This is a genomic window from Microcoleus sp. C2D2 (assembly GCF_036702495.1).
Lineage (GTDB): Bacteria > Cyanobacteriota > Cyanobacteriia > Cyanobacteriales > Microcoleaceae > Microcoleus.
The window spans coordinates 1-11,074 of the sequence record NZ_JAUBTO010000203.1 but is presented as its reverse complement, the minus strand read 5'-3'; the positions used below and the strand labels follow the sequence as shown (position 1 = coordinate 11,074).

Annotated in this window: 10 protein-coding genes and 1 tRNA gene; all 11 read left to right on the top strand. The window is 45.6% G+C overall.

Annotated elements, in window-relative coordinates:
• Nucleotides 1-68: 68 nt before the first annotated feature.
• Nucleotides 69-392, top strand: coding sequence for a type II toxin-antitoxin system PemK/MazF family toxin (locus tag QUB61_RS34945; RefSeq protein ID WP_333135462.1), 324 nt, complete (start codon nucleotides 69-71; stop codon nucleotides 390-392).
• Nucleotides 393-723: 331 nt separating this feature from the next.
• Nucleotides 724-1,926 carry a tetratricopeptide repeat protein gene (locus tag QUB61_RS34940; RefSeq protein WP_333135460.1) on the top strand — a complete coding sequence of 401 codons (1,203 nt, stop codon included), beginning with the start codon at nucleotides 724-726 and terminating at the stop codon, nucleotides 1,924-1,926.
• Between the two features lie 78 nt (nucleotides 1,927-2,004).
• Nucleotides 2,005-3,528: a carboxypeptidase M32 gene (locus QUB61_RS34935; protein WP_333135457.1), complete on the top strand. Its 1,524-nt coding sequence runs from the start codon at nucleotides 2,005-2,007 to the stop codon at nucleotides 3,526-3,528.
• Between the two features lie 132 nt (nucleotides 3,529-3,660).
• Nucleotides 3,661-6,081 (top strand): sucrose synthase, encoded by a 2,421-nt coding sequence (locus tag QUB61_RS34930; RefSeq protein WP_333135455.1) that lies wholly within the window; start codon nucleotides 3,661-3,663, stop codon nucleotides 6,079-6,081.
• A 921-nt stretch (nucleotides 6,082-7,002) separates the two neighbouring features.
• The gene (locus QUB61_RS34925; protein ID WP_333135453.1) at nucleotides 7,003-7,725 is read left to right on the top strand and encodes a peptidoglycan-binding protein; all 723 of its coding nucleotides are present in this window, start codon (nucleotides 7,003-7,005) and stop codon (nucleotides 7,723-7,725) included.
• 314 nt (nucleotides 7,726-8,039) lie between these two features.
• Nucleotides 8,040-8,121, top strand: a tRNA-Leu gene (locus tag QUB61_RS34920).
• Between the two features lie 36 nt (nucleotides 8,122-8,157).
• On the top strand, nucleotides 8,158-8,271 hold the full coding sequence (locus tag QUB61_RS40255) for a MerR family transcriptional regulator (RefSeq protein WP_445300316.1): 114 nt from the start codon (nucleotides 8,158-8,160) through the stop codon (nucleotides 8,269-8,271).
• 9 nt (nucleotides 8,272-8,280) lie between these two features.
• Nucleotides 8,281-8,541, top strand: coding sequence for a hypothetical protein (locus tag QUB61_RS34915; RefSeq protein ID WP_333135451.1), 261 nt, complete (start codon nucleotides 8,281-8,283; stop codon nucleotides 8,539-8,541).
• A gap of 86 nt (nucleotides 8,542-8,627) precedes the next feature.
• Nucleotides 8,628-9,392: a hypothetical protein gene (locus tag QUB61_RS34910; protein WP_333135449.1), complete on the top strand. Its 765-nt coding sequence runs from the start codon at nucleotides 8,628-8,630 to the stop codon at nucleotides 9,390-9,392.
• A complete protein-coding gene (locus QUB61_RS34905) occupies nucleotides 9,389-10,042 on the top strand; it encodes a hypothetical protein (protein ID WP_333190346.1) in 654 nt (217 codons plus the stop codon). The genes QUB61_RS34910 and QUB61_RS34905 overlap by 4 nt, the downstream gene beginning before the upstream one ends.
• 50 nt (nucleotides 10,043-10,092) lie before the next feature.
• Nucleotides 10,093-10,545: a hypothetical protein gene (locus QUB61_RS34900; RefSeq protein ID WP_333135445.1), complete on the top strand. Its 453-nt coding sequence runs from the start codon at nucleotides 10,093-10,095 to the stop codon at nucleotides 10,543-10,545.
• The last annotated feature ends 529 nt before the right edge of the window (nucleotides 10,546-11,074 follow it).

Genomic DNA, 11,074 nt, shown 5'->3' with positions numbered 1-11,074 from the left:
GTGATGCTATATCTGCCCATTCTTGTGGCTTTTTCATGCCTTCTCTTGTTCCTCAATCAAAGACCTGAATCCTTACACTGCGTCCAGCAGCTTGTTTGACTCACCCTTTGGGAGCACGGCGCCATGTTATTCTTGCTTATATTACAAGTCGCTTGCCAACAAATCTACTGGAAACAGATATCGTATTAGAAGCTTCTCATCCCGACTTTGCTGCTTCGGGACTGCGTGTGCCATCTACTATCAGGCTGCATCAACTTGTAACAGTTTCTACAGTGGTTGTTCAGCGTGAGTTGGGTGAATTGTCACTAGATACACAAGCTCAAATTGCTGAAAAGCTCTGCAATTTGCTAAGCCAGCGATCGCCCCTAGGTGAAAATTCTATCAGCACTTAGGCAAATTTTAAATTTTTACACTACCGGTAGTAGTAACAGCCGCAATGCACTACAAATAGGGTTGAGGTGTAAGTCCTGTTAGATATGGGGTGAGGTTTCTCACACCTCAGTGCGATTGCCCTTTTGTCTCTTATACGCAGTCATCTAAAAAAAATAGTATTAATCTATACCTGCCAATACCCGATCGAGGGTTATCTTGAAAAAGATCCGAAAATACAGTAAAATTGCGATAAATAACCAAAGAGTAGCAATCCAAAGCACTCAAAGGTAAAAATTATCAAAAAAAAAAAGAAAAGTATCAATTAGACAGAAAATAAAGAGGTGAGACCCCTTGCAAAAATTAGCCAGCATAGAAAAGCCGATCGACTTTGGGGAAGAATCCGTAGCAGTGAACACCCAAAAAGCTCAAACCTTGTACGATCGGGGCAACGCCCTAGAAGCAATGGGACGCTTGTCAGCAGCGATCGAATCTTGGGAAAAAGCGATCGAACTAGAACCAGAATTTTATGAAGCGTGGTACAACCAAGGCGTAGCCCTCAGAAAAGTGGGACAGCTAGAAGAAGCGATCGCAGCCTACAACAAATCGCTAAAAATCAAACCAAATAATCCAGAAGCGTGGTATAATAGGGCAAACGTTTTGCGGAAGCTCAACAGACTCTCAGAAGCGATCGCCTCCTACGAAAAGGCGATAAATTTGAAGCCAGACTACCACGAAGCTTGGACGAACCGCGGCAACACCCTCGTCAGCTTAGAAAAATTATCAGAAGCGATCGCATCTTACGACAAAGCGATCGAATTCAAACCAGACTACTGCGAAGCTTGGTACAACAAAGCATTTACCCTCAGAAAATGCAACGAAAATACAGCGGCGATCGCATCTTACGACAAAGCGATCGAACTCAAACCAGACTTGCATCAAGCCTGGTACAACCGTGGGTTAGCCCTAACGGATGAAAAACTCTACGCGGAAGCCGTCGCCTCTTTCGACAAAACCCTGGAACTGTGGCCGAAGTCCGCCGAAGCCTGGAACAAACGCGGCACAGCGCTGGCACAAATGGGACAATTTGAAGCAGCGATCGCATCCTGGGACAAAGCCCTCGCACTCAAGCCAGAGAACAGCGAAACTTGGTACAACCGCGGCTTAGCCTTAGCCAACTTAGAACGCTTTGAAGAAGCAGTCGCCTCTTGGGACAAAACCCTAGAATTGCAGCCAGAAAACACCGAAGCCTGGTACAACCGCGCCGTCGCCCTCAAAAAAATTAAACGATTTACCGAAGCCATCGCCTCCTACGATAAAATCATCGCACTCAAACCCGACGATCCAAACCTCTACTATCAAAAAGCTTGCCTTTACGTCCTAGAAAAAGAAGCAGGCGAGCTCACAAACAACCAGGAAGTTGTGGCCGCCAGCATAGCAAAAGCCATTGAAAACTTGTCCAAAGCGATCGAACTAAATCCGAAAAAATACCGAAAACTGTACAAAAATGACTCAAAATTGCGTACAATACGAGAAGAAGTGCGGTTTTTAGCTTGATCTCAGGGTAGCAATGATTGATGGATACCTATGCCGCACTGCAACATTTGTAGGCACAACATCACCATAAACCCAATCATGCAAACCCTAGACAAAACTCAAGCAAAATTTGCTCAACTTGCAGCCCACCTCAGAGAAGTTAACGACATCGAATCAGCCTCGTCGCTACTGCACTGGGATCAAGCAACCTATATGCCCGCCAAAGGTGCCAGTGCCAGAGCTCGCCAGTTGGCCACCCTCAAACAAATATCCCATGAAAAATTTACCGACCCCAAAATTGGCGAACTCCTAGAAGACTTGCGTTTCTACGAACAAACCCTCCCCTACGACTCCATCCCAGCCAGTCTGATTCGCATCGCCCGCAGAGACTACGAACACGCCGCCAGAGTCCCCGCAGCCTTCATGTCCGCACTCTGCCGCCACCAAGCCGACTGCTACGAAGTTTGGGCAACAGCCAAAGCAGCCAACAACTTCGCAGCCGTCGAGCCCTATCTCGAAAAAACCCTAGAATTAAGCAGGCAGTACGCCGACTTTTTCCCCGGATACGAACACATCGCCGATCCTTTGATCGATCGTAGCGACTACGGCATGAAAGTATCCCTGCTGCGCCCGCTTTTCGCCAAACTGCGTCAAGAATTAGTGCCGATAGTCGAAGCCATCACCTCCCAACCTCCCGCCGATGACTCCTGCTTGCACCAAGACTTCCCCGAATCCCGGCAACTAGAATTCACCCGCACCATCGTAGAACGCATGGGGTACGACTTCCAGCGGGGACGCCAAGACACCACCCTGCACCCATTCATGACCAACTTCTCGATAGACGACGTGCGTATCACCACCCGCGTCTACGAAGACCACCTGGATCAAGCACTCTTCAGCAGCATCCACGAAGCCGGGCACGCCCTCTACGAACTCGGAAATTCGCCGGAATTTGAAGGCACGCTTCTGGCAGGCGGCGTCTCCTCCGGGCTGCACGAAAGTCAGTCGCGACTTTGGGAAAATATGGTCGGGCGCAGCCGCGGTTTTTGGGAATGTTTCTACCCACAACTCCAAGGCGTATTTTTGCGACAGTTGGGACAGGTATCCACTGACGCATTTTACCGGGCAATTAACAAAGTCTCGCGATCGCTCATTCGCACCGACGCCGACGAAGTAACCTACAACCTCCACGTCGCCATCCGCTTTGACCTAGAATTGGCAATGCTAGAGGGAAAACTAGCAGTGCGAGACCTCCCCGAAGCCTGGAACGAACGCTATCAAACCGACCTCGGCGTTGTTCCCGCCAACGACAGCGAAGGCGCCATGCAAGATGTTCACTGGTATGTTGGTACGATCGGCGGAATGTTCCAAGGTTACACCCTCGGCAACTTGATGGGCGCTCAATTCTACGAAACAGCAGTAAAAATCAATCCTGAAATTCCCGTACAAATAGAACGGGGCAATTTTACTGTACTCCACCAGTGGCTAAAACAAAACATCTACCAGCACGGCCGCAAATACACCGCCGTCGAATTGATCGATCGCGTTACCGGTTCACCTTTAACGATCGATCCTTTTGTCCGCTACATTCGCCACAAATACGGAGAATTTTATGTCATTTGAGGGATAGCAAGTTCACATTGCAGACTTTAAAATGACGTAAAAAAAAGTAGCAACCTAAAAAAAAGGGCGATACTCACAAAGTATCGCCCTTTTTCACAGCGAAAATCAAAAATCATAAATAACGGAGTATGTATGTCTGAACTCTTTCAGGCTGTTATCGCCAGCGACGAAAAAACCGACTTGCGTCAGTTTGCCAGCGATTTGCGGGTTTTGGGCAACAAATATTTGCTAAGAAACGATATAGTTAACGCTTTTGCCGCCTACTGCACCAAATACGAAAAGCCCGAACAGTTCCATCAATCTTCTCATTTGAGCAAACTGATTTACTACGTTCAGGAAATTATTCTCGAAGATGACAGCCTTTGCATCCTGCTGCGGCCAAAAATTGCTGGTATAGAAATAGTGCGACTTGGAAACGACTTGAGGATCCAGCAGATGACAGTGCAAGAATTGCTCGACGCGCGCGATCGCTTCGTCAACCACTTTCACCCCCAAGAAGGCGACATCCTCGAAATAGATTTCGGCCCGTTTTACGACTATTCCCCCATAATTCGCGACCCCAAAAACATCGGAAAAGGAGTGCAATTCCTCAACCGATACCTGTCCAGCAAACTGTTTCAAAACCCCAGAGAATCGCAGGAAACTCTATTTAATTTCTTGGGCATTCACCGCTACAACGGCGTACAATTACTAATTAACGATCGCATAAAATCCCCCGAACAAATTTCAGAAAAAGTCAAAAAAGCCCTCACCTTTGTCAGCGAACTTTCTGAACAAGAACCCTACGAAAGATTTCGATTAGTTCTGCAAATGATGGGTTTGGAGGCAGGTTGGGGAAATACCGCAGCCCGCGTGCATGAAACCCTAGGATTTCTTGACGAATTAATTGATTCCCCCGATCCGCAAACCCTAGAACGATTTATTTCTCGCATCCCGATGATTTTCAACATCGTCCTAGTTTCTCCTCACGGCTGGTTCGGCCAAGAAGGAGTTTTGGGGCGACCGGATACGGGAGGTCAGGTAGTTTATGTCCTCGATCAAGCGAATAGTTTAGAGAAACAACTGCAAGAAGACATTCATCTTGCCGGTCTCGATAGTTTAGGCGTAAAACCTAAAGTAATTATTCTCACCAGGTTAATTCCTAACAGCGACGGCACCCGCTGCAACGAACGTTTGGAAAAAGTTCAGGATACAGAAAATGCTTGGATTTTGCGGGTTCCCTTCCGGGAGTTCAATCCCAAACTGACTCAAAATTGGATTTCGAGATTCGAGATTTGGCCTTATTTGGAAACTTATGCGATCGATGCAGAAAAAGAATTGCTGGCTGAGTTTCAGGGCAAGCCAGATTTAATTGTCGGCAACTATTCGGACGGCAACTTGGTAGCGTTTTTGCTGTCTCGCAAACTCAAAACTACTCAGTGCAATATTGCCCATGCGCTGGAAAAATCTAAATATTTGTTAAGCAATCTCTACTGGCAAGAATCAGAGAAAAAATACCATTTTTCGCTGCAATTTACTGCCGATATAATTGCTATGAATGCAGCTAATTGTATTGTCACCAGCACCTATCAAGAGATTGTCGGCCAACCCGATAGTATAGGTCAGTACGAATCTTACAATTGTTTTACCATGCCGGATTTGTACCGCGTTGTGAACGGGATTGAACTGTTCAGCCCTAAATTCAATGTAGTGCCGCCGGGAGTCAACGAAAGTGTATACTTTCCCTACACGCGGATAAAAGACCGGGTGCAAGCCGATCGCGATCGGCTCAACGAACTGCTGTTTACTCTAGAAGACCCGGAACAAGTCTTTGGAAAACTCGACGACCCGCAAAAGCGCCCTTTGTTTTCGATCGCCCGGCTCGATCGCATTAAAAACCTGACAGGCTTAGCAGAATTGTTTGGAAAAAGCCAGGAACTGCAAGAAAAATGCAACTTAATCCTAGTAGCTGGCAAGCTGCTGGTCGAAGAAACCGACGACTACGAAGAAGCAGAAGAAATTAAAAAGCTCTACGCAATTATCGACCAATACAACCTTCACGGTAAAATTCGCTGGCTGGGAGTGAGGCTTTCCAAAAGCCTGTCCGGCGAAATCTACCGGGTAATCGCCGACGCCCAAGGTATATTTGTTCAGCCAGCATTATTTGAAGCTTTCGGATTGACAATTCTCGAAGCAATGATTACCGGCATTCCGACTTTCGGAACGCAGTTTGGCGGCCCGCTGGAAATCATTCAAGATGGGGTAAATGGGTTTTATATCAACCCGACAAACCACGCGGAAACCGCCCAAAAACTTCTAGATTTTTTAGCGAAATGCGAAGACAATCCCAAGAGTTGGGATGAAATTTCAGTGCGAGGGATTGACCGAGTTTACAGCACGTATACCTGGAAAATTCACACTACCAAGCTGCTGACGCTGGCCCGGACTTACGGTTTCTGGAACTACTCGTCCAAGGAAAACCGCGAAGATATGCTCCGCTACATAGAAGCGCTGTTTTATCTGATTTACAAGCCAAGAGCAAAGGCTTTATTGGCAGAGCACGCAAATCGATAAGAGGCGAGTTTTGCTTTTTACGGGCCGGTTGAAGGAAAAAACTTCGCCTCTGATCGATCGACTTTGTACAAAACCCGCCCGTAAAGATTTGTGAATGACAGCAGGTTTTGTACCATAGGACTGAGGCTAAGAAACCCGGTTTCTACGATAATATTGGCTTTGGTAAGGAAATATCTCCGAAAAAACCGCGTTTCTGAGACATACTGCGTACTATTGGTGTGAACTTAAGACCCAAACCCGTGAGAAATCTCGCTGTTAACCCAGTCTAGATCCCCCTAAATCCCCCTGATAGTCGGGGGACTTTGAGAAGATTCCTGTCCCCCCCTTATTAAGGGGGGCTAGGGGGGATCCAGCCTTAATCGTCAGACAGCAGATCCGTAGTACGTTTAACGTTAAGTTGACACTAATGACTGCGTACCTACCCTACTTCCAACTCGTAACTTCCAACTCCCAACTCCTGACTGAGGCTGTCCCCATTACCCAACTTCTAAAGGCCGGGGTAGACATAGCAACCGCGCCCGACGCTGAGGACGTTTTTAATGGCCCAAACCAATTCGGTCTATTACCCCTTCCCTCGGACTTCTTGTTACCCGCTCAGCTAAGTCGAACGGCTTTCTTCCTTCTTCCTTCTTCCTTCTTCCTGACATCTGTTACATCCGTTACATCCGTCGAGCGAATCCGTTGCCGAACTTGCTTCTTCCTGATATCCGTTACATCCGTTACATCCGTCGAGCGAATCCGTTGCCGAACTTCCTTCTTTCTGACATCCGTTACATCCGTTACATCCGTCGAGCGAATCCGTTGCCGAACTTCCTTCTTTCTTCTGCTATATATCTCAGAAAGCAGTCCGGGTAATACAATAAGATTTAGAAACTTGAAAAGAGGGAAACCTTGTCAAACCTCACTCACAGGATGAAATTTATGCGTGTGACTACTGTTACGATTTTCAGCTTGATCGCTCTGCTCGTTCCTGCGTTGACCCGAAAGGCAACTGCTGCTTTCGAGTCCAAACCCTTTGTGCAGGAAGAGAACCGCAGAGACTTTACGAATCCCGCAGATCCGGGTGCGTCAGCATCGCCCCAGGGAAATTCCCAAGGAGATATGTTTAACAAGCCTTTTTACGCGGGCGAGCAGGCGCCAGTGAAAAAGGAAAAAACTATCTCGGCGGGAGCTGACGGGCCAGAAGTTGCCGCCATACAGCAGCGCTTGCAGGTGCACAGTTTCAAGGTGGGGACGATCGACGGTACCTATGGAGCTCGCACCACATCGGCTGTGAGTGCCTTTCAGGAGTCTAAGGGGTTGAAGCCAGACGGCATTGTGGACAAAGAAACTTGGACAGCTTTAGCAGCAGATCCGGCGCCAGGTCCTGAAACTTTGCAGAGCAATGCTCCCATTCTGAGCAATACTGGTGTTCCGGGGAATCCTCCAACTGTTCTAAATAAAGGGGCTGTCGGTTCCAAGGTGAAGACGCTACAGGTGCGTTTGGACATACAGGGTTACGATCCGGGCCCGATCGACGGCATTTTTGGCGCTCGCACTGCTACGGCTGTCAAGAGCTTTCAGGAGGATAAGGGTTTAACGGCTAACGGCATGGTGGACCAAACAACCTGGAAAGCGCTCGGCCAAAAGTTAAGTGACAAGTGAAAAATACGGAAAATTGCTGTGGCTATAACTCATCATTGAACCCGGTGTCCAAAAATGACCGGGTTTCTCGATGTTGAGCGATCGAGCAATTTTGTCATAACCCTGCGGATTTATCAGTGGGTCGCTTTCTTCAATCTAAAATCTAAAATCTAAAATCTAAAATCGATTGACTGAAAGCAGGCTTGGTAAAAACCCCCGGATTTATCAGTGGGTCGCTTTATTTTATCTATCCAAAATCTAAAATCTAAAATCTAAAATCTAAAATCGATCGATCGATCGCTCTGTTGTGTGCTATAGTAGTTGAATGTCAAAATGCGGATATGGCGGAATTGGCAGACGCGCCAGATTTAGGTTCTGGTTCCGAGAGGAGTGAAGGTTCAAGTCCTTTTATCCGCATAGCAGATTGTATTGTCAAATAAAACATCCCACCCCATGTGTACTTTACGCCAGTTGCAGTATTGGCGTGAGAGTGGAGTTGTTGTCCCAGTGATTACGGAAACGGGTACGGGGCGGAGTGTTTACTACTCTCAGGAAAATTTGGGGTAACTGGGGGCGATGGTTTATTGGTTGTCAATGGGTTTTACGTTTGAGGTGGCGCGGGAAGTGTTGAAAACGCTTAAGGAGGAGTATCGGGGGGTTTTGAGCGATCAGGAGCCAAAACGTTTTATTTTCGTAAAAGAACCGCAGGAAGGATCGCTCAATCTGGTAAAGTTTGACGTGGAGAAAGTAGTAGCAGCTTGGGCTGAGGGTAAGTTTGCTGTGCCGGTTTGGTTAGACGTGATTCATGGGCGGTTGCGGGAGGAGGTGAAGGAATAGGAGTGATTTAGATTAAACTAGAGTTAGCGACCAAGGAACATTAAAGTCTATGCAACTGTCAAACAGCCAAGCAAGCAAGCAACTACATGATTGAGCCAACCGCTGCTAATCGTCCTGAGCTAAAAGCGTGGATAGCCAACTCTCTTAGAATGACGGCTATCCTAAGTCCTGCAGCTCAGCTTCCTAAGCATAGCTTGTGGGAAGAATTGTTTGGACAACCTCCTGAAAATATAACTTCACAGCCCAGAACAGGAGTACAACAAGAAGACGGATCATTTGAAGGAGGGAGGCTAAGTGTTACAGTCCAGCCAGCGCGCGTTGACTGGATGTTAACTGTTGACAATAATCAGGCTACAAATTCACCAATTCCATCAATTGGGCAGTTTGTGGATTTGTTAAATCTTTTTGCTGATAAGATGACTCGTTGGCTTGAAATGAGTCCCCCTCTTCAAAGATTAGCTTTTGGCTCTATTTTACTACTTCCTATGGATGAGGAATCGTCTGCTCGTCAGCAACTCTTGGCTTATCTTCCGTTTAATCCGCAAAATTTTGAAAATGCACAGGAGTTTCTATATCAGATTAATCGACCAAGAAGTTCTACTTCAGGCATCTCTAATCTCCAAATTAATCGTCTCTCTAAATGGTCTGTTATTAAATGGAAAATAATTAATTTTTCACCCAATATAAGCAGTTATTCGGAATCTCTAGATAGTTTTACCTGTTGTATAGAATTAGATATTAACACCTCACCTGACTATCAGGAAGATTTACCGAAAGAAAAACTACCACAGATATTTCGAGAATTAGTTGACTTAGGGAAAGAAATTGTTAAGGAGGGGGATATTCCATGATTCACAATATGCACAAGAATTGTACAGCAATGACAAGTTTATCAAAACTTGATTTTAGAGTTAATGAAACATGGCTACCTACAACAGAGTGTGAATTAATAAAAAATCAAAGCCCTTCTATTTATCAACAAGTATCTTCTAAAACTAGAGATATCAGGGTTGAACATAAAAAAGCATTAAGGCCGGAGGGAGTAGAAAGTTCTACTATAAAACAGGACTACTCAAAAGAACTTTCCGAAGAAATTTACAGCCTGTTTAAAGCAAGCGATGAGCAAAATTTTGAGGATGGTATGGAGACTGAGTTTTCAAAAAAACTTATTTGTCTTATCAAAGAATATGCTGATGAGGCGATAGAAATAATAACCGGTATAATTATTTACGAAAGGGTTAATGCTGAGGTTGCTACTGAAGCTTTACGGTGGCTGGGTAATATAGACCACGCTCCATCTTATCGCTTCCGCTTGTGGTTACTTGAGCGAAGCCTTAGTTGTTCAAAAGCTCGCATACGAGATGGCGCTATCTTAGGGCTATCATCTTTAAACGATCCTCATGCCATAAGTTATCTCAAATTAGCTATCGAGCAGGAAAAATGTACTGAACTTCGCAAGGATATGGAACAGGTATTAGCACAATTGGAGAGTATCAGTTAGTGCCATTCCTCTTGAGAAAAATTAGGAAGAACAGATGGTATACAGAGGATGTGTCTTGGCTTAACTCAGGTGAGTTGCAGGCAGATTGTCTAAGCGATATGGTAACAAAACATAATAAGCTTTCTGTATATCGAATTACCGATGATAAATCCAACTTAAAGCGAGTAGCAGCAGCTTTAGTAGCGACTTGCACCAACATTTCTAATTTTGATTACTTTCTCTTTAATGAGGAATTACTTCAAACTATTGGAATTAAAAGTGAAGAGACTAAGGGTGATACCTCTGATGAATCAGTAAACTCTTGGCATATTGATCTGGTTGAAATTTCTGTGGCAAAATTAGTAAATTTAGCAAATACAGCTTCTAAATATGGTGAGAGAGATCGAATTTTAGAAAAAGATATAAAAAAAATTTTGGCTGAGGGTTTTAGAAACGGTTACATCAATCGTGAAATAGTCAAACTCAAAAGTGAAGAAGTTGAAAAGATTGAAAAACTGGTTTAAGCCAACGTGAAAAGACATTTTTAAGCTTAAATAAGCCTTTGATACTCAGCCATCTCCAGAAAACTCATAAAACAACGATGACACCACCCATCCACCCACAAAGCCGGAATTTTAAACCTCGCCCCACAGTTGGGACATTCCGATAGCAACCGTAACCCATGCTTTTTGCACCCCTGCGTTTGCTGAAACTGCCACTCAATCTTGTTGCAAGGCGAGTGGGCATCACACGCCCCACACAACCTTGGAGGTTCCAACTTCATCCCCACCCCAGGAGGCGGTAACATTTCCTGCAACCTAAATCAGCATCTCCACGCTGCACCCCTTGATCACCCGCATCGTGCGATCGGGAATCTCAGCGATCGTTCCCTTAACCACCTGATACTTCAAATGGTCAAAGGCTCTGAATTACCTCCTGCTTAAGCTTTGCTTCATCTGAGAGTTCAGTCACTATCCATTGGTGACAAGTTAAGGCTGTAAGTCTTTTGTCAAGAGGCTTTCGGAGAGTTCTTAAAAAAGAATTGGTCAGACC

Excerpts from the sequence above, each read along its gene's own strand:
- QUB61_RS34930 (WP_333135455.1), top strand. The coding sequence starts at position 3,661 with ATGTCTGAACTCTTTCAGGCTGTTATCGCCAGCGACGAAAAAACCGAC.
- QUB61_RS40255 (WP_445300316.1), top strand. The coding sequence starts at position 8,158 with ATGTGTACTTTACGCCAGTTGCAGTATTGGCGTGAGAGTGGAGTTGTT.
- QUB61_RS34935 (WP_333135457.1), top strand. The coding sequence starts at position 2,005 with ATGCAAACCCTAGACAAAACTCAAGCAAAATTTGCTCAACTTGCAGCC.
- QUB61_RS34915 (WP_333135451.1), top strand. The coding sequence starts at position 8,281 with ATGGTTTATTGGTTGTCAATGGGTTTTACGTTTGAGGTGGCGCGGGAA.
- QUB61_RS34905 (WP_333190346.1), top strand. The coding sequence starts at position 9,389 with ATGATTCACAATATGCACAAGAATTGTACAGCAATGACAAGTTTATCA.
- QUB61_RS34910 (WP_333135449.1), top strand. The coding sequence starts at position 8,628 with ATGATTGAGCCAACCGCTGCTAATCGTCCTGAGCTAAAAGCGTGGATA.
- QUB61_RS34925 (WP_333135453.1), top strand. The coding sequence starts at position 7,003 with ATGCGTGTGACTACTGTTACGATTTTCAGCTTGATCGCTCTGCTCGTT.